Below are 21,423 nucleotides of genomic sequence, written 5' to 3' on the forward strand. Positions count from 1 at the left end.
GGGGTTTTCGGCTCAGTTCCGGTTTTTGAACCGCCAGCTGTCATTGCCCGTCTCGATGATGTCGCAGTGGTGCGTGATGCGATCGAGAAGAGCGGTGGTCATCTTGGGGTCGTGGAAGACGCTCGGCCATTCGCCGAAGGCGAGATTGGTCGTGATAATGACCGAGGTCTTTTCGTAGAGCTTGCTGATCAGGTGGAAGAGCATCTGGCCACCGGACCGGGCGAACGGCAGGTAGCCGAGCTCGTCAAGCACCACGAGATCAAGCCGCGAGAGTTGGGTGGCAAGGCTGCCGGCCTTGCCCAGGCGAGCCTCTTCCTCAAGCCGGTTCACCAGATCGACCGTATTGAAGTATCGGCCTCTGGCACCGGCGCGCACCACTGCGGCGGTGATGGCGAGAGCCAGATGAGTCTTGCCCGTGCCTGTTCCGCCGATCAGCACGATATTGCGCCGTTCCGGCAGGAACGAGCCCGTATGAAGCGAGCGGATCAGTCCTTCGTTGATCGGCGTGCCATCGAACATGAACCCATCCAGGTCCTTGATCGCCGGAAGCTTGGCTGCGGTCATGCGATAACGGATCGATGCCGCATCCCGGTGCGCCGTCTCCGCACGCAACAGGTCGCCCAACATCTCCATGACCGTTCTGTCTCGGCGGATGCCGTTGGTGACGGCATCATCGAAGGCCGCCACCATGCCCTTGAGCCCCAGCCCCTTGAGGGCGGCCATGATCTCATGCCGCTGCATCGAGGTCTCGCACGGTATCGTAGCGGCCGCAGTTCGCCTCTGGCGGATGCTTGAGCTTCAGGTTGACGACGACGTCCATAGCCTGGGCATCATGAGGCTCGCGGCGACGGGACAGGATGTTGAGGATGATCTCGTCGCTGATAGTACCGGCGCTGAGTGCCTCGCGCACTGCGGCCTCGACAGCCTCCAGGCCATCTTCGGGGACAGCGGCGAGGACGCGTACAAAGCGCCGGTCGGCATCGTCGCCCTTGCCCAACTTACGCCGCAATTGGGCCAGTGCAGGTGGGAGAGCCCAGTCCTGGAAGGGAGCACCATTGCGCAACGCACCGGGCTTGCGGGCGAGGATGGGCAGGTAGTGCCATGGATCGAAGATTGTCTGGTTCCGGCCGAAGACCCGTTCGTGTTCGGCCACGACAGCGCCGTCGCAGCGGATCACGATGCGCGTTGCATAGGCCCGCACCTGCACAGCCTGATGGGCCGCCTTTGCCATCACCGAGTACCGATTGCGATCGAAGCTCACGAGGCACGTCGAACTGGCTACGTGTTCGCTCTCGAAGAACCCGTCGAAGGGAACCGGTAGCGGTTGCAGCATCGGCCGCTCCACCTCCAGCGCCTGCGCGATCGTCATGCCTTCCTGGTCAGGATGCTGGTTGCGTTCCGCCCAGCGCCGGCACTCGGCTTCCAGCCAGATGTTCAGTTCCTCGAGGCTGGCAAAGCGCAGGCGCGGCTTGAACAGGCGCTCCCTACTGGTCTGAACCTGGTTCTCGACCTGACCCTTCTCCCACCCTGCGGCAGGACTACAGGCCACCGGCTCAACGCGATAGTGGTCCGTCATGATCAGAAACCGCCGGTTGAACAGGCGTTCCTTGCCGGTGAACACCGTCGTCACCGCCGTCTTCATATTGTCGTAGATGCCGCGCGTCGGAATCCCACCGAAGAAGGCAAAGGCGCGGGCATGTGCGTCGAACACCATCTCTTGCGTCTCGCGAGGATAGGCACGGACAAATGGTGCCCGTGACCAGCAAAACCGCATATGCGCGACCTTCACGCGCATTGGCTTGCCGGCGATCTCGACGTCCTCATGGCTCCAGTCGAACTGGTAAGCCTCGCCGGGCCGGTACATCAACGGGATGAACGCCTTGGTCATATCGCCGGCGTCAACGCGACGCTCACGCTTCCAGCGTGCAGCATAGCGCCGCACAGCGTCATAAGAGCCGCCAAACCCTTCGCGCTGAAGCAGATCATGGATCCGCGTCATGCGAAGCCGGTCACGCCGGGGCAGCCCTTCGTTCTCTTCAAGCAGTTCTTCCAGGCGAGTGCTGAAAGGGCCGGTCTGCGGCCGATGCTGTTCCTTGCGCTCGTAACTGGCATCCGCGTTCGGCGCCCGGATCGCCTTGCGCACCGTGTTGCGCGACAGCCGCAAATCCCGCGCTATCGCCTTGATCGGCTTACCGTCCCGGTGCTCCCGACGGATCCTCGTAATCGTCTCCACAACCAACATCCCTGTACCCGCCGTCCGGAACCGAAACGGCGGCGCTTCTCACAATGAGATGAAGGGGGTCAATTTTAGACGCCGATCACCCCGCTAAGGGGGTCAATTTTGCACGCCGCTCCACACTAAATAGTTGAAAATAATGATAATTTATTCTTGAGTCGTGATTCTCGCTCGATTAGTGGGTGTCCTCCGGTGCAATTCTGCACGTGATTTACGGGGGGACTTTTATGAATGACGGGTGCGTTGAGCTTTGCGGCGAAACTTCCGTGGAGCTTCACGACATGGGGGACGAATGCCTTGTCCTGTGCGCCACCAATGACGCGGGAGAGGTCGAGAAGATCGCGTTGGAATGGGGGCAACTCTTGCAGGCCGTGGAGGCGCTGCGTCCGCGTTACGGCACCACAGCGAAAAACACAGAGCCAGCCGTGATGGCAATGGCGGGCTGACCCATGGGCGTGGCGCGGGGGAAGGGAACGCAAAAAACGTAACCGGTTAACCCCCCGCCTCCCCCTCGTATAGCGTAGGGCTGAAGTCAGCCTTCGGTGATACAGAGGATGATACAAAGAGATATTCTCCATAGTCATCACCTCAGGTCACTCCCTCAGGCAGACCCCAGCCCTTCAGCCTTCGATCACAGGGGAAACCCCCAGCCTATCCTTGAATATCTCTCCTATGATCCTCTTCACCAAGCCAGCGGAGGCCGTAGGGACAATCAGGCTGTCGTGGACAGGCAGGGCAGGAATATCATGCTCATAGGCCAGTGTTTCCATAACGCTCAGAATGATCTCACTTTCTAGGAATTGAAGCTCTCCCCAGCCAACGGAAGCGTTGGTTCCACCGCCTAGCGGAAGGGGTAGCTTCTCAAGGATTCTGTCTCCCGTCTCCTTTATCGGATACTCCTTGATTGGGTCGATGCCGTACTTGGCTGTTAGGTCCGCAGCCGCCTCCTTCGGCCATGATCGGTGGCGCTTTCCGTGGCTGATAGTCATTGTGACCCATTGCTTCACGATTGCCCTAGGTATCCCATCAATCGTGTATGGGTCGCCCTCCAGGCACTCCTTCGGCACATGTCCTAGGCCAGCGAGAATGGTCAGATGGCTGGAGCGAAGGTCTAGCTCGACTGTAGACAAGCCGTTGAGCGTAATGGCCTTGCGGGCCTCTCGCTTGGCGTTCTGATAGTTCCCCCTACTGAGGGCGTAGAGTCTCCCGCCATGCCTCCATCCATGGTCGGGAAGCTGACCCTCCGCGAATATGCGCTTCAGGTGGACGGTAGGGCCGAACGGCTCGATGGCCTGATTGGATAGAAAGCCGTTGAGCTTCTCCATCCGGGCAATCATGGCAGCGGTCATAGGGTCTTTCGGGTCTATAGGAAGCGAAGGGCGCTTGCCGATCCCGGTAGACCTAGGAGGCTTTCCGCCCCGTAGGATCAGGTAGGCTTGCGGCTTGCTCTGTGCCTTCGCCAGTGCGTCAGCGTCAGGGCCGAAATGCTCATGCCAATCGGCAAGGGCGATGCCGCGATCTTCAAACCACTGGCGTAGGGCATCGGTCGCCCGAAAACGGGTGGCTTGCTGACCGGCGATTTGCCAGTTGCCCCCGGTCAGTTCCCCCTTTGCCATGCGCTGCTTGCCCAACTCCACTTCAATGAACCTGTCTGCGGTCATGGCCTCGAAGATGGGGCGAACGACCCGATAGCCGATAGCCTCTCCGGTGAACCCCTCCGGACGAATGGCACGATAGAGCCAGCCGCCATTGTCAGCAGGGTCGCGATGAAGGAGGTCAGCAATCAGCCCGCCGAACGCCTCCTTCTGTTTCTGTCGCGGCTTAGGCTTCTGACGGTCCCTCAGGAGGCATTCCAGCAAGGCGTTGCATAGGCCCTTCGCTAAATCGGATTGGGGCCGGTCTAGGAGGGTGGCGAAGGTCGCCATTGCGTGCTGCTGGGGAAGTGAGAGAGGCAAGGATAGGGGCATGTGGTCAAGTCACGGTTATGTTGATGGAATTACAGCCCTAGGAGGCCGTCTAGGGCGCAAAGACTAGGTGGTATGAAAGGCCAGCACCATGTTCCTTTGCGCCCTGTAGGGCCTCCTAGGCGCTCCTAGGGCTTATCGTTTTATCTGCTCAATCAAGGGCGTAAGGACGCTGCGGCCATAGTCCCTGTGATCCGCCCCAAGGCGGTCCAAGGCGTCGGTCGCGATACCCTGTGCCTTCGCACGGCTGGACGTATTGCCGATGGATGCCACCGCTGTTGCAAGCGCCTCCTTCGCGTCCGATGGGAGCGCGGGGTGATCCATCACGGTGCGGAGAGTCTCCGAAACACGTTGCTGATTGCCCCGAGCGGTCGCGGCGTAGGCCAGCGGATTGCGGATGGTTTCCGCACTGGCCTGCCGTGCCCGTAGTTCCGCAAGCTGCTGGCGCACTTCCCCAGCCTTAATCAAGTCAGGGTCGGTCGCTGCCTGCTCGGGGTACACTTCGCTGACGCGGGCGTTCCAAGCATTCTGACCCTCACCGCCAGACATGGTAACAGGGTCGAGCCTGTCCAGTTCGGCTATCAGTTCGGCCTCTCGGGCAGAGAGCTTAGCCAGACCTTCGCCATAGGAGGCTGGGGCTGCTTCTCGACTTGCAGCCTGCGATGGTGGCGTCCACTTCGGGTCCCGCTTCAAGACTCCATTATCTGCCATGCTGCCGAGACGGTCGATTAGGGCGTTGCCTGCATTGCCCGCCATGAGCTTCGATGGGTCATCCAAGTGCGCCTTGAACTGATCGGACGTAATTGCACCGTCATTCAGAGCCTTGAGTGCCCCTGCGTCCTGCTCGGCAGGCAGGAGGCCGGTCCTGTCATAGATCGAACCGCGATAGCCTCCGGACGGCTTCACGTTATCCCGAGCGTTGGCAATCCCGACCTTACGGCCTTCGGCGTTGAGACGATCCGCTTCCGCCTGTGCTGCCTTCTTGGCGAGGTATGGGGCGTCAAGGGCGTCAGCAGATAGGCGAGACAAGGAATCTGACCCATTTGCACTTTCCCTTGCAGCAATGACTTCCGGCAGATTGGCAAATCGAGAGGCCTTTCCGGCGAGAGACAACGCTTCCGCTACCTGACGGGAACGGCTCCGAGACATGGCACGCCCAAGGTTTCCACCGATGGCACCCCCGATGGGGCCTCCTACCTTCCACCCAGCCGTAGAGCCGATGGTGCCACCAATGTCGGCAGCGATGCGACTACCGGAGGCGTTCCGGCCCTCAGGGACGTAGGCCCTCAGGCGGCGGGATTTCTCGACTGCTTCCGCCACAGCGTCTCCGGCTGGCGTTCCGTCCCGCAGGGATTGGACCTCGCTATCGGACAGAAGATGGCGCTTTGCCATAGCTGTCTGAAGGCGGGCCTTAGTTGAGGGCGGGAGGTCCAGCGACTTCAATTCATCCACCGGCAGATAGGAGGTTTCAAGATCATCGATGCGGCTAAGGAGGGTCGATTCCTGCGCCTTCGAGAGCTTCTGCTTCGCATTGCCTACGCTGAGCGTCCTGACGATCTTATCCAAATCGTCGGAGACTTTCGCGTCCGTCAGCGCGTGAGGGTTCCCAGCCTGAGCTTTTGCGAATTGGGCATCAGCGAGTTTCGGGAACAGTCGGCGGGCCGCAGGGCTTAGGATCGCCCCGGTTGCCTTAGTGGCACCGTGCAGTGCAGTGCCGCCAATCGCGCCCAGCGCAGCGCCCGTGGCAGCGCCGTCCAGCCGATCAGTGATGCCACCTTCGTCAGAGCCAAAGCCATAGGCGGCACCGTATGCGGCCCCCGTCTTTGCAGCGGCCCCCAGCTTCCCGAGGGTGCCAAGGGCCTTTGCGCCCCCAAGTCCTCCGGTGATGGGAAGCAGACCCCCAGCAAGGCCACCGCCAAGGAAATAGCCGAAATGCTCATCCTCTGCGGCTTTCTTCACGCCACGATAGGCGTCAATGTTCTCATTGGCCGCGTCTGACAGGCTCTTGCCGTCCCATATCGAGCTTTTGCCGATGCCGGGAATAACAGCCGCAAGGCCACCGCCGATTTCGTCGTCCAATCCGAAGGAGAGACCGTCCAGAGCGCCAAGGCCGAAGGCACCAAGACGAGAGGTCTGCTCAGGGGTGGGAGGCGCTGCGGTGGGCGACTGTGGTAATGGCGTAGGCTGGGGATGCTTCAGGCTCGCTTGATAATCAGCTTCCTGCTGTTTGACCCAATCGTCATTGAAGCCGCCTGTTTCGGGGTTGTAAGCGTTACCTCCGAAACCGTCAGGGGCGTAGATTTCGGGGTCCTTAGGCTGGGGTTGTGCAAGGGGTTGCCGGTTGGCTGCTTGGGGCGTGGGCGTTATGTGCCCCTGTGGGCTTGCTTGCGTTGATTGGACAATCTCATTGATCGTGGCTTCCTGTTCCTGGGGGGACATTTTCAGGAAGGTGTCATCGACTTCGACGCGGCCAAGGCCGTCGATTTCGAGAATGGGCATTAGTTTTTGGTTTTCCTAGGAATATGGCCTCTCTTTGGCTGCGCCTGAGAATGTGTGCACACATGGAGATGCGGTGCGGGCGAGAGGCGGGGGTTAGATTGTGTTGGGTGGGAGGTGACGGGGTTAGGCGTCAGGATCGGATTTCCATTCGCGTATCCATCGCCGTGTCGTCGTGGCGCTAACGCCGAACACGGCGGCCAGCGCAGTGCCCGTGCAATCGGTCGCAAGCCAATGGCAGTGCGCGGCCTCTTCTCGCTGAGAGTAGCGGGTAGCGTTGGTGACGCGCTTGTGTTCCGAGCAGGATAAGACCCGCAAGTGTTTGCGGTTCACGCACCCCCTGTTTCCGCAGATATGGTCTACTTCATAACCGGGCGGTATCGAATCTGGACCGTACTTCGAGAGGTATGCAAGCCGGTGTGCGCCTACATGGCTCCTTCGCGGTCCTGTGCGGGGGCGTAGTTGGAGATACCCTTTTCGATTCCGTGAATGGCTGACGATCTCGATGCAGGACTGGCGCATCGTGGGGTGAGGGATGCGGGCAAACTTCAATGGGCGCTTCTGACGACCACTTTTCCTAGCTGCGCTCAAAGGCCCGCGTTCCCGGCAAGCTCTGGATGGTAATGGGTCAGCAGTCGCTTCGCCCATTTCTTGCGCTTGCTCATGCCTCCGGGGGACCTAACGATTGTCAGGGCCTCTATGGTGGCCTCCGCGCCTTCCGTGTCGTCGGGAGCAATGACCCCTCGGGCTTGGAGGGTGGAAACAAGGGCGTCGGCTTCTAGTCTTGCTGCGGTCTTGGCAACGGCTGCGGAGCGATGGTCCCAGCCTACAGGGGTGCCGTGGAATCGTCCTTTGCGAGCCATGTTCTTAGGGTCGCGTCGGGAGGCGAGTTCCTTGGCGTAGGCCGAGCGTTCCTCAGGGGTCTTTAGCTTGTCCCATATCCCGGCCTTCCGATTCGGAGAGCGGGGCTTGGCGGCTGGGGGAGGCGGTGGGGCCATCGGGGCCGCGAGGGCCTTTTCGATGAAGCTGGCGACTGTTTCCGGCCTCTCTGGACGGGGCGTGCGTGGAGGTTTCCGCGACCGCTTGGGCCGCGCGAATGATGGTGTGGTCATTGGTGCTTCTTGGAGTGTGGCGTGAAGGCTCCTGTGGGCGAGCCTGACGCGGTTTGCTGGATGTATCCGGCTTTTACCCCGGTCGGCAACAAGAGTGCCGCCCTCAGGATATAAAAGGGGTATATTCCAAACGGCGGTTTTCTGGGGTTTTCGGCAGTGCCGAGTGCGCTGGAAATGCCCCGGCTCTTGTTGCTCTCAGGGTATATGTGGGGTTTAGTTCAGCCAGCAACAAAAGCACCGCCTTCTAGATATATCGGACTTTTAGTCCAAATGGCGGATTTCTGCGGGTTTGCGAGTGGGCTTCAAGACAGGCGGGTCTTGTTGTCTACCGGGTATATCAGCAGGCAGTCCGAGGCAGATAAAATCCAGTTTCCATTTTGCTTAAAAATCGGCGGATTTCTGCGGATTTTGGCCTGATTTTGGCCCTAAAAGGCAAAGGGCCTTCGCAGGTTTGGAGAGAGGGCTTTTAAGATCGAATAGGGACTGTTTGTCATATGTCTGCCATTTGTAATCATATGGGCTGGGGCGGGCGGGCAAATTGAGGCCAGTCGGAAGGGAAGTGGGGGTTGTTGTGGCCCGCGCTACATGGAGACATTGCGCCTGTTGTCACCGGCAAGGCGCTCAGCCAGATATCCATCGAAAATTCGCTATTCAGTTGCCCTTGCATTCAATCACGTGCTTCTTAGTACTAAAATTCACTGCACTTAGATGGCGAAAACCTAAAAATCATATTTTCGGGGAACCCATGAAGCTTATTTTCAAATATTTTTTAGAAGAGCGTCTCGATGATGTATTTTTGCGCGATGGTCACGTAGGCATAAAGTGCTCACTACCGCAGGAATATAACGACCCATATGAACTATTTCTAGGCGTGGATTTCGATCAGGGATCTGAACTTTTGGCGACCTATAGTGAGGTCGTGCAGGAAATACCTTCACAGCTTACTAGCTGCTTCTCGAAGTCGCCGGTGGTGGCCCCTATGTGGGCACACTACGCGAACGATCACCGAGGATTTGTTATCGGATTTGACGTTGCTCAGTTCCAAGAAGCGTTCCCCGAATTGTTGGTGAGAGAAATCTCTTATCTACAGCGTCCGAGCGAAAGTTTAGTTGGGTTCACGGAGATGGCCGCCCACCGTAGAAAGCCAAGAGATGCCATGCGTTTGCGGGATGCGGTGAGATATCATAGCTATTTCTCGAAGTATAAAGAATGGAGCTACGAACAAGAGGTCCGAGCGGTCAACTTCGAGGACTACGTTGAAGACGTTCATGGTCACAAGATAATCTACGTACCCAAGCAGTGCGTCGCGGTCGTCGTCGCTGGTGCAAAGTCCACTGAGAGGCCGTTTCGAAAGGAGTTGAGCGGCTGAGGTTCGTGTGATTCCGGGGGTTTTGCAGACAACCCGGAGATCTTGATGTGGACCCCAGCCACCCGCGTGCAGCATACGCGTGTTTCGAAGCGTTACCAGACGGATTTGAGCGATGCTGAGTGGGCGCTGATCGCGGCATTTGTTCCCGAGGCGCGCACGACGGGGCGGCGACGGCAATGGCCAATGCGCGAAATCGTGAACGCCATCTTCTACGTTCTGCGCGGCGGGATTGCATGGCGGTTGCTGCCCAAGGACTTCCCGCCGTGGCAGACGGTCTACCGCTGGTTTGCCCGGTTTCGTGACGAATGCCTGTTCGAGCGGATCAACCATGCGCTGGTCGCGCTCGATCGCGAGCGAGCCGGAAGGGACGCCTCGCCAAGCGCAGCCATCATCGACAGTCAGAGCGTCAAGACCACCGAGAGCGGCGGACCGCGCGGCTACGATGCTGGCAAGAAGATCAAAGGTCGCAAGCGCCATGCTCTGGTCGATACTGACGGCAGGCCGCTGCTTGTCGAGCCGCACACCGCCGATGTCCAGGATCGTGATGGCGGCGGCGCGTTGCTGCAAATCTCGCGCGGCCTCTTCCCGTTCATCGAGAAGGTCTGGGCCGATGGCGGCTATAACCATCACCGTGTCACCGAGGCGACCCGCATCACCGTCGAGATAGTCAGCAAGATCGCCGGGCAGTCCGGCTTCGTCGTCCTCCCTCGGCGCTGGGTGGTCGAGCGGTTCTTCGCTTGGGTCAATCGAAACCGCCGTCTGGCCAAGGACGTGGAAGCCACCCTCAAATCCGCCGCAGCCTTCCTCTACGCCGCCGCCGCCATGCTCATGCTACGCCGTTTGGCTCGGTCAGCGTGAGTTTCGAAACCGACTCTGACAAGACGAAAACCACTCTCGGCGAAGCTGCGGCTAAACAGGAGGCTGAGTTTTACCATGAGAAAATTGGTCGCAGTTTCCCGATGCCCTACCTAATCGATGGTAGCGGAGCGGCCAGCGTATTTAGCAATGAAGAGATCGCCGCGCCGGAGGGGGCGTGTGAGGAATGTCGCGAGCCACTAAAGTCGAAGGGAAAGCGTTGCGCGTGGTGCGCAATCGATGATGTGCAGCGAACCAATGCTGCCAATAATAACCCATTAAGAATGTTGGATAGCTATGGACTTCTTGATGAGTACATGGCGAGTTTCCCGCGAGGCCCGCGTGTCCCTTACAAGTAGACTATCTAATATTAATGTACCTTCGTCACTGGCCAAGATGAGGCGTTTCGCGAACGTCAGAAAACTCCAGGTGCCGCAAGGGGCGGGAATTAGGTGTCAGAGTCTAACCACATCGTCTCACGCCGGTAGGCGATATTTACGATCATAGTCCTCTACGCGGACCCTGCGGATAACGCTGCCAGCAGATTTCAATTAGCTCCCTCTCGAAATCCGCCAATTCATCACTGACTTGTATCTGTCGGCGGGGTAGGCAGGGTGTGCCGCGTGAACCATCGCCTCAGGAAATAGGGTCTTGTAGTCTCTAACAGGAGGAGGTTGTGCGATCCGGCGGCGGCGATCTCCAGCGCGCGGCGGGCGACTTCCTGGCCCTTCACCTGCTTGAGATCCGGCCCGCGCTCGGGCGGATCGGCCTTGCCCGGTTCGGGGCTGGGCAGGACCTGCAGCCCCTTGAGGTGGTTGAGCAGGCTGATCAGGTTGGGGGCGGCGACCACCGGCACGCCTTCGGCCCAGCGCGCTTCGGTGCCCTGCGCGGCGGGGCAGATCAGCCCCTTGTCGAGCGCGCTGGCGTGGAGTGCGGCCAGCAGCACGCCGGGGGAGGGGATCACCCGCCCGTCGAGCGCGAGTTCGCCCACGGCGACAAAATCGCCCAGTTGCTCGGCATCGATCACGCCCATCGCCGCCAGCAGCGCCAGCGCGATCGGCAGGTCGTAATGCGAGCCTTCCTTGGGCAGGTCGGCCGGCGAGAGGTTGATGGTGATGCGTTTGGGCGGCAGCGCCAGCCCCATCGCCGTAAGCGCGGCGCTGACCCGCTGGCGGCTTTCGCCAACCGCCTTGTCGGGCAGGCCGACCAGAGTGAACCCGGGCATTCCCGGTGCTACCTGGCATTGGACTTCGACCGGGCGTGCCTCGAGACCGAGGTAGGCAACGGTCGAAACGAGTGCGACCACGAAGGACCCTTGGCTCCTGGAGTAATACGTAGAATTACTTGGCTTGGGGCTGGGATGACATCGGCGTCCGGCACTGTCGATATGGAAAAGAACGTCTAGGCCAAACCTTACAGCCTTTTAACCGAATGTCTCACGGTTTGGGTAAGTTTCCCGGTCGCACTCTGGCCGCATGCGACCCATCCTGCTTTCCATGCTCGCCGTGCTCCCTCTGGCCGCTTCGCCGGCCCAGGCGCATGTACCGGCACGCACCGCGGCGATCGCCTATGAGATCGTGCTGTTCGAGGAGCCCGGTTACGTCCAGCAACCGGCGGCCTTCGTGGCGGACGAGGCGCCTGCCTTCACCGGCGGCGAGCGTCTGGTCGGCAGCGGCGGCGCCATTGCCTGGCAGCCTTCGGCGCCGGCGGCGATCCCCCGGGGCATCGCCGCCTACGGCCCGTTCCGTGTGGTCGATGCCCGGCATGTCGCGCTGGTCGACGTTACCGATTCGCGCAGCCCCGCCCAGTTCGCGGCCCTGCTGAACGACTGGCCGGCGATCGCCGAACTCGAGATGATCGAGTGTCCGGGCACCGAGGACGATCTGGCGAATTTGCGGCTGGGGCGGATGATCCGCGCGCGCGGCATCGCCACCCGGGTCCCGAACGGCGGTTCGGTGCGTTCCGGCGCGGTCGAGCTGTTTCTGGCGGGGGCGCGGCGTTATGCCGATTCGGGCGCCGAGTTCGCGGTCCATTCCTGGCTCGACGATTCGGGCCGCGAGGCCGGCGACTATGCCGCCGATGCCCCGGCGAACCGGCGCTATCTCGACTATTACCGGCAGATGGGCATGAGCGCGCAGGAGGCCCGTGCCTTCTATGCGATGACCAATTCGGTGTCCTTCGAATCGGCGCTGTGGTTCGGTGCGGCGGAAATGGGGCGCTGGGTGGCGCTCGACCGCGAGGTCGTGCCCGCGCGTGCAAAGGCCCGGATCGATCTTGCCGCCGCCTGGATCGGCTCGCTACAGTGAGCGGGCCCGGTAATACTGCCCCCTGGGGCGAGGCGGCACCGGCTTTGCCTTGACTCTGTTTGCGCGCTCCAGTATCGGCGCGCTCTGTTTTGCGGTCGTCCCGGTTGGACGGCCTCTTTTGTTCGGATTTTCGAGGACCGTCATGAAGCGCACTTTCCAGCCCAGCCGCCTTGTCCGCGCCCGCCGTCACGGCTTCCGCGCCCGCACGGCGACCGTCGGTGGCCGCAAGGTTCTTCGTGCGCGCCGCGCCCGCGGCCGTTCGAAGCTCTCGGCCTGATCGAGACTTTTCCAGCCTCACGGCTGGATGCGGCACCGGCCCGTGCCGCTATCCGATCCCTCGCCTGCCCCGTTGCGTGGTGAGGAATCGGGTAGCGGCACGGGCCGCCGCCGTTTGTACTTTGCAGTTCCCCTCCCTATCTGCCGGCTGACATGACCGCCGCCTATACCACCATGACCCGCCGGGCCGACTTTGTTGCGGCCAATGGCGGCCTTCGCGTGGCGCGGCCGGGATTCGTGCTTCTGGCCAGGCCCAATGGCGGGCAGGGGCAGCGGGCGGGCATCACCGTCACCAAGAAGATCGGCAATGCCGTCGTGCGCAATCGCATGAAGCGGCGCTTCCGTGCGCTTCTGCGCGAGCTTCTGGCCGGGCATGGCCTTGCCGATACCGACCATGTGCTGATCGGCCGCGAAGGCGGGGTGGAGCGCGATTTCGCGCTGCTGCGCGAGGAACTGCTGGCGGCGCTGGCGCGGGCCCAGGCCGGCAAGGGTGATCCGCCCCGGCGTAAAGGCCCGAGGAAGCCGCGTAAGTGAAGCGCGTGTTCGCCTTGCTTGCACGCCTTCCGGGCTTGCTGCTGATCGGCGTGGCCCGCGCCTGGCAGCTTGGCCCTTCGCAGGTCCTGCCGCCCTCCTGCCGCTATTCGCCCTCCTGTTCGCAGTACGCGATCATTGCAGTGCGCAAGCACGGTGCGATTAAGGGTGGCTGGCTGGCGTTCAAGCGTCTATTGCGCTGCCAGCCTTGGGGTGGGCACGGCTACGACCCGGTGCCGGATTGACTTGACTTTGAGGTAGCGGAGGGCGCGTCCCGGCCGCTGCCACCGACGGGATTACGACAGGAAAGCCTTCGTGGAAAAGCAGCGCAACATCATACTGGCGGTCGTCCTGACCGCGCTCGTGCTCTTCGGCTGGGAGCAGGGCGTCGCCTATTTCTACCCGAACGCCAACAAGCCCAAGGTGGAACAGACCGCCGCGCCGAGTGCCGATCCGGCCAGCGCCGCCAAGCCGACCCGCGAGGGCGGACTGCGTGACGCCGCCGAAGTGGCGCTGGAGCAGCAGGACCTCAAGACCGCGCTGACCCACGGCGGCCGCGTGCCGATCCAGGCGCCCGGCGTGTCGGGCTCGATCAACCTCACCGGCGCGCTGCTCGACGATCTCGTGCTCAACCGCCACCGCGAGACGGTCGAGAAGAACTCCGGCCCGGTCCGCATGTTCTCGCCCTCGGGCACCCCGGCGCAGCAGTTCGCGCAGTTCGGCTGGGTCAGCCCGGGCAGCATGGCGCCGAGCGCCGGCACCGTCTGGAGCGCACCTGCCGGGGCGAAGCTGACCCCGGCTACCCCGGTCACCCTGACCTGGGACAACGGCCATGGGCAGGTCTACGCGCTGACCTTCAAGGTCGACGACAACTACATGATCACCGCCGACCAGCAGGTGGTGAACAAGGGCACGGCGCCCGTCACCGTCCAGCCCTTCGCGCTGGTCAACCGCACCGATCGCACCGCCGCCGCCTATGCCTGGACGCTGCGCACCGGCGGCATCGGCGCTTTTGACGGCTCGGTCGAGTTCGGCCCCAAGTACAGCGATCTGGTGACCGCCGGTACCCAGGACCAGGCCGGCAAGGTCGACTGGATCGGCTTCACCGACGTCTACTGGATGTCGGCGGTGATCCCGGTGAACGCCAAGGCCACCGGCTCGTTCCGCTCGCTGGGCAACCAGCTCTACCGTGCCGATGCCGTCTACGAGCAGAGCGTGATCCAGCCCGGCCAGGCGCTGACCCGCGAGACCAAGCTCTTCGCCGGCGCCAAGGAGCACGCCGTGCTCGACGCCTACGAGAAGCAGGGCGTCACCAACTTCGGCCTCGCGATCGACTGGGGCTGGTTCCGCTGGTTCGAGAAGCCGATCTTCTGGCTGCTGGTGAAGCTCTTCGCGCTTGTCGGCAACTTCGGCGTCGCCATCATCCTGCTGACCGCCATCGTGCGCGGCATCATGTTCCCGGTCGCCCAGCGCGGCTTCGCCTCGATGGCCGCGATGCGTGCGATCCAGCCGAAGATGAAGGCGATCCAGGAGCGCTACAAGGACAACAAGGAGCAGCAGCAGCTTGAGATCATGAAGCTGTACAAGGAGGAGAAGGTGAACCCGCTCGCCGGCTGCCTCCCGATGTTCCTGCAGATCCCGGTGTTCTTCGCGCTCTACAAGGTGCTGAACCTGGCGATCGAGATGCGCCACCAGCCCTTCGTGCTGTGGATCAAGGACTTGTCCGCGCCCGACCCGCTGCACATCCTCAACCTGTTCGGCATGCTGCCCTTCACGCCTCCCGCCTTCCTCGGCATCGGCGTGCTGGCCCTGCTGCTGGGCGTCACCATGTACCTGCAGTTCAAGCTGAACCCGCAGCAGATGGATCCGGCGCAGCAGCAGGTCTTTGCCCTGATGCCGTGGTTCATGATGTTCATCATGGCGCCCTTCGCCTCGGGCCTGCTGGTCTACTGGATCACCTCCAACCTGCTTGCGATCGGTCAGCAGAAGCTGCTCTACGTGATGCACCCGCAGCTCAAGGCGCAGGCGGAGAAGGAAGCCCAGGACAAGGCTCGTGCCCGCGAGCGCGAGAAGAAGGCCTGAGAATAGACATGGAAGAAGAACAGGCAGAACTGCTCGAGCAGGCGCGAAAGCTCTTTTCGGGACCGGTGACGTTCCTGAAGAGCGCGCCCGCGCTCAAGTTCCTGCCCGAATCGGGCGAGCCGGAGATTGCCTTCTGCGGCCGCTCGAACGTCGGCAAGTCCTCGCTGCTGAACGCGCTGACCGGCCGCAAGTCGATCGCGCGCACCTCGGTGACGCCGGGGCGCACGCAGGAACTCAATTTCTTCGACGTCGGCGAGCCCTTGCAGTTCCGCCTCGTCGACATGCCCGGCTACGGCTTCGCCAAGGCGCCGCCCAAGGTCGTCGAGACCTGGCGCCGGCTGGTGCGCGACTATCTGCGCGGCCGCGTGGAACTGAAGCGCACGCTGCTGCTGGTCGATTCGCGCCACGGCGTGAAGGATGTCGATGCCGACATGATGAAGATGCTGGACGAGGCCGCCGTCGGGTACCGCATCGTCCTCACCAAGGCGGACAAGATCAAGGCGAGCGAGCTGGAAAAGGTCCACGCCGAGACCATCGCCGAGGCGCGCAAGCACCCGGCGGCCTATCCCGAAGTGCACATCACCTCGTCGGAAAAGGGCATGGGCATCGCCGAACTGCGTGCCGCGGTGTTTGCCGATTCGCTGATCTGAAGGCGTCCGGCGCCGGTCGCCGGGCGTTTTCCACCGAATCGCCTCTTTCGCCGGATCTGGAAATCGAACGACGGTAAGGCTGCCGCAATGGCATGTCCTTTCCGTCGTTTTTTCTTTTTCCTTAAGCTCTTGAGCCGGTTCCTCAGGGCGCCGCCGTCATGAAAATATCGCAATGGGCTGTCAGCATCGGCCTGCGAAGTGCGAATGTCAGGCGGTCTGCCGGCGGCCGGCCCCGGAAAACCATCAATGTGACGATTGCGTGACGAGGCGGCTTCCCCTAGGGGCACGCGGTCGCGCGTCAGAGAAGAAAGGAGACTCGCCATGCGCCAGATCGCCGTTCTTCCCTATCGTACCATCGGCCCCGCGGTCGATGCACCGATCCAGATCCTGCTGATCACCTCGCGCAATTCGCGCCGCTGGGTCATTCCCAAGGGCGGGCTGATGAAGGGGCTGCTGCCCCACGCCGCCGCCGCCGCCGAAGCGGAAGAAGAGGCGGGCGTGCTGGGCGCGGCCTGTCCGGTTCCGCTGGGCTCGTACCGCTATCGCAAGCAGCGCGCCTCGGGTGCCTCGGTCTGGGCGGATGTCGACGTATTTCCGTTCGCCGTCACCGAAGAGCTTGACTCGTGGGACGAACAGCACCAGCGCGAACGCCGCTGGTTCTCGCTCGCCGACGCCGCTAAGGCGGTCGACGAAGAGGATCTTCGCGCGCTGATCCGCTCCTTCGGTGCGCGCGAGTTCCGCGCCGCGGCCAGCCCCGCGCGCCTGATCGGCGCGATGGCTGACCGGATGGCCGACAAGACAGGGATCAATACAATGTTTGCCTGGTTCCAGAAGCTGCTTCCGCAGCAGGGCAATTTCTTCGATCTGTTCGAACAGCAGGCCGCGACGCTTGTCGCCGGTGCCGACGCGCTGGCGCGTCTGGCGCAGGGCGGCCCCGGCCGCGCGCAGCACATCCGCGAGATCGAGGAACGCGAACACGACGCGGACAACATCACCCGCGAAGTGCTCCAGACCGTGCGCCGCACGTTCCTGACGCCGTTCGACCGTTCGGCGATCACCAGCCTCATCACCACGATGGACGATGCCATCGACGAGATGCAGCAGGTGGCCGGCGCGGTGAACCTCTACGAGGTCAGCGAGTTCGAGCCCGAGATGCGCGACATGGCGGCGATCATCGTCGACGCCGCGCGCCTCACCGCCGAGATCATGCCGCTGCTGCGCAAGATCGCCGACAATGGCCACCGCCTGCACGAGCTGACCGAGCGCCTGGTGCGCATGGAAGGCCATGCCGACGAGATCCACGCCCGCGGCCTCAAGCGCGTGTTCAAGGAAGACACGGGCCCCAACGGCAAGACCGGCGACGCGCTGCACTTCATCGTCCGCCAGGAGATGTTCAAGCGTCTCGAACGCGTGGTCGACCGGTTCGAGGACGTCGCCAACGAGATCGACGGTCTCGTCATCGATCACGCCTGACGGGCCGCTCCCCCCATGGACCATTCGCTTGCCCTGCCGCTGCTGATCGGCCTTGTCGCGCTCGCCCTCGCGTTCGACTTCCTGAACGGGTTGCATGACGCGGCCAACGCCATCGCCACGGTCGTCGCCACGCGCCTGCTCTCGCCGGTCGTTGCCGTGCTGTTTGCGGCTTTCGGCAACTTTGCCGCCTACTGGATCATGGGCCTCCACGTCGCCGAGACGGTGGGCAAGGGCATCATCGACAAGGATGCGGTGACGCCGGCGGTGGTGTTCGGCGCGCTGGTCGGCGCGATGTTCTGGAACGTGCTGACCTGGATCAAGGGCATCCCGTCCTCGTCCAGCCATGCGCTGATCGGCGGCCTGCTGGGCGCCGGCATCGCCGCGGCCGGTCCGGGCGTGGTCGAATCGGAAGGCACCTTCAAGACGGTGATCGCCATCGTCGCCTCGCCGGTCCTGGGCTTCGTGATCGCGATGGCCATGATGCTGGTGACCTCGTGGCTGTTCAAGGGCACCACGCCGCGCCAGTCGAACAGCGTGTTCAAGACGCTGCACCTGTTCTCGTCCGCCGCCTATTCGATCAGCCACGGCGGCAACGACGCGCAGAAGACGATGGGCATCATCGCCGTGCTGCTCTATTCCACCGGCCACCTCCAGGGCGGTTTCCACGTGCCCGAATGGGTCGTGCTGGCCTGCTATACGGCGATCTCCATCGGCACGCTGTCGGGCGGCTGGAAGATCATCAAGACGATGGGATCGAAGCTCACCAAGCTCAACCACCACTCGGGCTTCTGCGCCTCGACGGCGGGTTCGATCGTGGTGTTCGGCGCCAGCGCCATGGGCATTCCGGTCTCGACGACCCATGCGATCACCGGTTCGGTGGTCGGCACCGGCGCCGCCCGCCGCGCCAGCGCCGTGCGCTGGTCGGTGGCGAGCCGGGTGATCGTCGCCTGGGTGGTGACGATCCCGGCGAGCGCCGTGGTCGGCGCGCTGTTCTACGAGATCACGCGGCTCTTTTGATGGGTGCGCCTTCGACATCCGTCGAAGGCTTGCGGCAAAGTCTTTCGGCCGTCAGGCCGAACAAAAGACTCTCTGTTCATCCTCGACTTGTCGCGCCTGAACCGATAGGTCCCCGCACTTGGACCTATGGGGAATCCGCGTAAGTGAAGCTGATCATCGGCAACAAGAACTACTCCAGCTGGTCGCTGCGCGGCTGGCTGGCGTGCAAGCAGTCCGGCCTGCATTTCGACGAGATCACCGTTCCGCTCTATGGCGACGAATGGGATACGCAGCGCGCTTCCAACGACCTTGCCCCCAGCCATGGCAAAGTGCCGATCCTGTGGGACGGCGATGCCGTTGTCTGGGACAGCATGGCCATCGTCGAATACCTGGCCGACAAGGTGGGCCGCGACCGCTTCTGGCCCAAGGCCGACGACGCCCGCGCCATGGCGCGCTCGATGGTCGCCGAGATGCATTCCAGCTTCTTTGCGCTGCGCCGGGCCTGTCCGATGAATGTCCGCATGCGGGTGGAAGGCGTGACGCTGGGCGATGACGTGCGCGCCGACATCGTGCGCGTGCTTACGCTCTGGGCCGAGGCGCGCGCCCGCTTCGGCGGCGGCGGGCCGTTCCTGTTCGGCACCTTCAGCGCCGCCGACGTGTTCTACGCGCCGATCGTCAGCCGCTTCCTGACTTACGGCATCGGCGTGCCCGGCTTCGCGCAGGCCTATATGCAGGCGGTGTGGGAGCATGAGTGGATGCAGCAGTGGATCCACGCCGCCCAGACCGAGGAATGGGTGATCGAACAGTTCGAAGCACCGGTGAAGTGAGTTCCATGAAAAAGACGATGACGACGCTGGCCGCGATGGCCGGGCTTGCCGCCGCCACGCTCGCCACCCCGGCCATGGCCTGGGGCGCGCTCGGCCACCGCACCGTCGCGGCGATCGCGCTGGAAAACGTGAAGCCGGGCACGCGCGCGCAGATCGCCGCGCTGCTGCGCCACCAGGGCGAGCTCGATACCCCCGAATGCAGCGCCAGGACGCTGCAGGATGCCGCCACCTGGCCGGACTGCATCAAGAACAAGGACGAGCGCTGGCGCTTCGCCTTCACCTCGTCCTGGCACTATCACGACCAGCCGGTCTGCGGCCTGTTCGACCTCAAGACCGAATGCCGCGACGGCAACTGCGTGACCGCGCAGATCGACCGCAACGAACGCCTGCTCGCCGACCGCAAGCTGGCGACGGCATTGCGGCTCGAGGCGCTGATCTTTGTCACCCATTTCGTGGGGGACGTGCACCAGCCGCTCCATGTCGGCGAAAACCACGACCAGGGCGGCAACAAGGTCGAGACCGGCTATGGCGAGGCCACCGGTTTCAATCTCCACTACGTGTGGGACGGGCTGCTGGCCGAACGCGCCATAACCGCGGCGAACCCGCCGCTGGTGCGCCGCTATTCCGCCGAGGAAAAGGCGCGCCTCGCCACCGGCAAGACCGAGGACTGGGCGCGCGAATCGTGGGAGATCAGCCGCGACGTGATCTATCCGGCGGCCTATGGCGGCACGCTTCCCTGTGACCTGAAGGGGGGCGACGTGAAGGACGCCAAGGCGACCTGGAGCGAGGCTGCCATCGAGGCGGCGGTGCCGATCGTCGACAAGCGCATCCAGCAGGCGGGGCTGCGTCTGGCCAGGATGCTCGACGAAGCGCTGGGCTGACCCTGGGCCGTGGGGCGTGCCGGTTGCGCGCCCTATGGTCATGCGCGCGGACCTGTGCAATGGCGGCGGCATGACCGAGACCGTGCAGTCCACCACCGATGTCGTCGCGCTTGCCGAAGCGCTGATCGCCTGCCCCAGCGTCACCCCGGCCACCGGCATGGTGTTCGATTGCCTGGAGGCGCAGCTGGCGCCGCTGGGCTTTGCCGTGCACCGGGCGCTTTCGGGCGAGGCACCGGACGGCCCGGTCGAGAACCTCTTTGCCATCCGCAAGGGCCCAGAGGGCTCGCGCCACTTCGCCTTTGCGGGGCACCTCGACGTGGTGCCGCCGGGCGAGGGCTGGTCGAGCGGGGCCTTTGCTCCCGAAGTGCGGGGCGAGCTGCTCTACGGCCGCGGCGCCGTCGACATGAAGGGCTCGATCGCGGCGATGGTGGCTGCCGCCGCGCAGGTCCCGGCAGAGGCAGGCACGATCAGCTTTGTCATCACCGGCGACGAGGAAGGCCCGGCCCGCTACGGCACCCTCGCGCTGATCGAGCACATGCGCGCGGTGGGCGAAATTCCCGACCTCTGCCTCGTCGGCGAGCCGACTTCGGTGCACCGCCTTGGCGACATGATGAAGATCGGCCGTCGCGGTTCGGTGAACATCTGGCTGGAAGTTGCCGGTGTTCAGGGCCACGTCGCCTACCCGCACCTTGCCGATAACCCGATTCCCCGGCTGGTCGCCATGCTGGCCGAACTCGACGCGCTGCTGCTGGACGAGGGGACCGACTGGTTCCAGGCCAGCAACCTCGAAGTGACCGACCTCACCGTCGGCAACCCCGCCACCAACGTGATCCCGGCCAAGGCATCGGCGCGCATCTCGATCCGCTTCAACGACCTGCATACCGGCGAAAGCCTGTCCGCGCGGGTCACCGAGATTGCCGAGCGCCACGGCGGCACCGCCCGTCCGGTGATCTCGGGCGAGGCGTTCCTGACCGAGCCGGGCGATTTCTCCGCCCTGCTGGCCGGGGCCATCCGTGCCGAGACCGGTGTCGAGCCGGAGCTTTCGACCAGCGGCGGCACGTCCGACGCGCGCTTCCTCAAGGATCTGTCGCCGGTCATCGAGTTCGGCCTGTGCAACGCGACCATGCACAAGCGCGACGAGGCAGTGGCGATCGCCGATCTGGAAGCGCTGGTGAAGATCTATCGCCGCGTGACAGAAGCGGCGCTGTCTATCTGATTGGAAAATGCCCGTTTGGGCATTTTGGAACGGCACCGGCCCGCTCCCCCACCCGATCGCCCACGAGTGTATCCTGATGGGTGGTCGGCCCCCTCAGCGAAAAGGTCCCCCGGATCTTTTCGTGTTCTTTGGAACGGGAGCGGGCCGGTGCCG

The 21,423-nt window shown here is 63.0% G+C and carries 20 protein-coding genes and 1 pseudogene; 15 read left to right on the plus strand and 6 right to left on the minus strand.

What is annotated here, in order from left to right; genetic code table 11:
* Positions 1-12 precede the first annotated feature (12 nt).
* Both istB and istA read right to left on the minus strand, forming a co-directional pair.
* Positions 13-741: an IS21-like element ISSsp4 family helper ATPase IstB gene (gene istB, locus DM450_RS18425; RefSeq protein WP_013831348.1), complete on the minus strand. Its 729-nt coding sequence runs from the start codon at positions 739-741 to the stop codon at positions 13-15.
* Complete coding sequence (istA, locus tag DM450_RS18430) at positions 728-2,242, minus strand: IS21 family transposase (protein ID WP_142632652.1); 1,515 nt, start codon at positions 2,240-2,242, stop codon at positions 728-730. The genes istB and istA overlap by 14 nt, the downstream gene beginning before the upstream one ends.
* 260 nt (positions 2,243-2,502) lie before the next feature.
* Here istA and DM450_RS18435 point away from each other — a divergent pair, with 260 nt between their 5' ends.
* A complete protein-coding gene (locus DM450_RS18435; protein WP_142637259.1) occupies positions 2,503-2,682 on the plus strand; it encodes a hypothetical protein in 180 nt (59 codons plus the stop codon).
* Between the two features lie 174 nt (positions 2,683-2,856).
* Here the strand turns inward: DM450_RS18435 and DM450_RS18440 are convergent, their stop codons facing one another.
* From DM450_RS18440 to DM450_RS26555, 3 genes are all read right to left on the minus strand, one after another.
* Positions 2,857-4,161 carry a hypothetical protein gene (locus DM450_RS18440; RefSeq protein WP_142637261.1) on the minus strand — a complete coding sequence of 435 codons (1,305 nt, stop codon included), beginning with the start codon at positions 4,159-4,161 and terminating at the stop codon, positions 2,857-2,859.
* 174 nt (positions 4,162-4,335) lie between these two features.
* Positions 4,336-6,699 (minus strand): hypothetical protein, encoded by a 2,364-nt coding sequence (locus DM450_RS18445; RefSeq protein ID WP_142637263.1) that lies wholly within the window; start codon positions 6,697-6,699, stop codon positions 4,336-4,338.
* Between the two features lie 123 nt (positions 6,700-6,822).
* Positions 6,823-7,344 (minus strand): HNH endonuclease signature motif containing protein, encoded by a 522-nt coding sequence (locus DM450_RS26555; protein ID WP_142637265.1) that lies wholly within the window; start codon positions 7,342-7,344, stop codon positions 6,823-6,825.
* Positions 7,345-8,553: 1,209 nt separating this feature from the next.
* Between DM450_RS26555 and DM450_RS18455 the strand changes: the two genes are divergently transcribed.
* Genes DM450_RS18455 through DM450_RS18465 form a run of 3 tightly spaced genes read left to right on the plus strand, consistent with a single transcriptional unit; the run spans position 8,554 to position 10,391 of the window.
* Entirely contained in the window at positions 8,554-9,177 is a 624-nt protein-coding gene (locus DM450_RS18455; protein WP_142637267.1) for a DUF2971 domain-containing protein, read from the plus strand.
* A gap of 45 nt (positions 9,178-9,222) precedes the next feature.
* Positions 9,223-10,035 carry an IS5 family transposase gene (locus DM450_RS18460; RefSeq protein ID WP_066213739.1) on the plus strand — a complete coding sequence of 271 codons (813 nt, stop codon included), beginning with the start codon at positions 9,223-9,225 and terminating at the stop codon, positions 10,033-10,035.
* Entirely contained in the window at positions 10,032-10,391 is a 360-nt protein-coding gene (locus DM450_RS18465; protein WP_142637269.1) for a hypothetical protein, read from the plus strand. Before DM450_RS18460 ends, DM450_RS18465 begins: the two co-directional genes overlap by 4 nt.
* 305 nt (positions 10,392-10,696) lie before the next feature.
* Here the strand turns inward: DM450_RS18465 and DM450_RS18470 are convergent.
* Positions 10,697-11,338 (minus strand): annotated as a pseudogene (locus DM450_RS18470) (magnesium chelatase domain-containing protein); the annotation flags it as partial.
* Positions 11,339-11,507: 169 nt separating this feature from the next.
* Here DM450_RS18470 and DM450_RS18475 point away from each other — a divergent pair.
* The 11 genes from DM450_RS18475 (at position 11,508) to dapE (ending at position 21,270) form a co-directional block, all read left to right on the plus strand.
* On the plus strand, positions 11,508-12,338 hold the full coding sequence (locus tag DM450_RS18475; protein WP_242526270.1) for an alpha/beta hydrolase: 831 nt from the start codon (positions 11,508-11,510) through the stop codon (positions 12,336-12,338).
* A 142-nt stretch (positions 12,339-12,480) separates the two neighbouring features.
* A complete protein-coding gene (rpmH, locus tag DM450_RS18480) occupies positions 12,481-12,615 on the plus strand; it encodes a 50S ribosomal protein L34 (protein ID WP_086494189.1) in 135 nt (44 codons plus the stop codon).
* A gap of 152 nt (positions 12,616-12,767) precedes the next feature.
* Positions 12,768-13,148 (plus strand): ribonuclease P protein component, encoded by a 381-nt coding sequence (rnpA, locus tag DM450_RS18485; protein ID WP_142637271.1) that lies wholly within the window; start codon positions 12,768-12,770, stop codon positions 13,146-13,148.
* Positions 13,145-13,390 (plus strand): membrane protein insertion efficiency factor YidD, encoded by a 246-nt coding sequence (gene yidD, locus DM450_RS18490; protein ID WP_379489270.1) that lies wholly within the window; start codon positions 13,145-13,147, stop codon positions 13,388-13,390. Before rnpA ends, yidD begins: the two co-directional genes overlap by 4 nt.
* A gap of 70 nt (positions 13,391-13,460) precedes the next feature.
* Positions 13,461-15,227, plus strand: coding sequence for a membrane protein insertase YidC (gene yidC / locus DM450_RS18495; protein ID WP_142637273.1), 1,767 nt, complete (start codon positions 13,461-13,463; stop codon positions 15,225-15,227).
* Between the two features lie 8 nt (positions 15,228-15,235).
* Complete coding sequence (yihA, locus tag DM450_RS18500) at positions 15,236-15,877, plus strand: ribosome biogenesis GTP-binding protein YihA/YsxC (RefSeq protein WP_142637275.1); 642 nt, start codon at positions 15,236-15,238, stop codon at positions 15,875-15,877.
* 321 nt (positions 15,878-16,198) lie between these two features.
* Positions 16,199-17,350, plus strand: a complete 1,152-nt coding sequence (locus DM450_RS18505; protein ID WP_142637276.1) for a DUF47 family protein — start codon at positions 16,199-16,201, stop codon at positions 17,348-17,350.
* Between the two features lie 15 nt (positions 17,351-17,365).
* Positions 17,366-18,367, plus strand: coding sequence for an inorganic phosphate transporter (locus DM450_RS18510; RefSeq protein WP_142637278.1), 1,002 nt, complete (start codon positions 17,366-17,368; stop codon positions 18,365-18,367).
* Positions 18,368-18,510: 143 nt separating this feature from the next.
* Entirely contained in the window at positions 18,511-19,173 is a 663-nt protein-coding gene (locus DM450_RS18515; protein ID WP_142637280.1) for a glutathione S-transferase family protein, read from the plus strand.
* A gap of 5 nt (positions 19,174-19,178) precedes the next feature.
* Complete coding sequence (locus DM450_RS18520) at positions 19,179-20,054, plus strand: S1/P1 nuclease (RefSeq protein WP_142637282.1); 876 nt, start codon at positions 19,179-19,181, stop codon at positions 20,052-20,054.
* Positions 20,055-20,124: 70 nt separating this feature from the next.
* The gene (dapE, locus tag DM450_RS18525) at positions 20,125-21,270 is read left to right on the plus strand and encodes a succinyl-diaminopimelate desuccinylase (protein ID WP_142637284.1); all 1,146 of its coding nucleotides are present in this window, start codon (positions 20,125-20,127) and stop codon (positions 21,268-21,270) included.
* The last annotated feature ends 153 nt before the right edge of the window (positions 21,271-21,423 follow it).

Origin of the sequence: Sphingomonas sp. IC081 (assembly GCF_006874585.1) — a bacterium.
Classification (GTDB): domain Bacteria; phylum Pseudomonadota; class Alphaproteobacteria; order Sphingomonadales; family Sphingomonadaceae; genus Novosphingobium.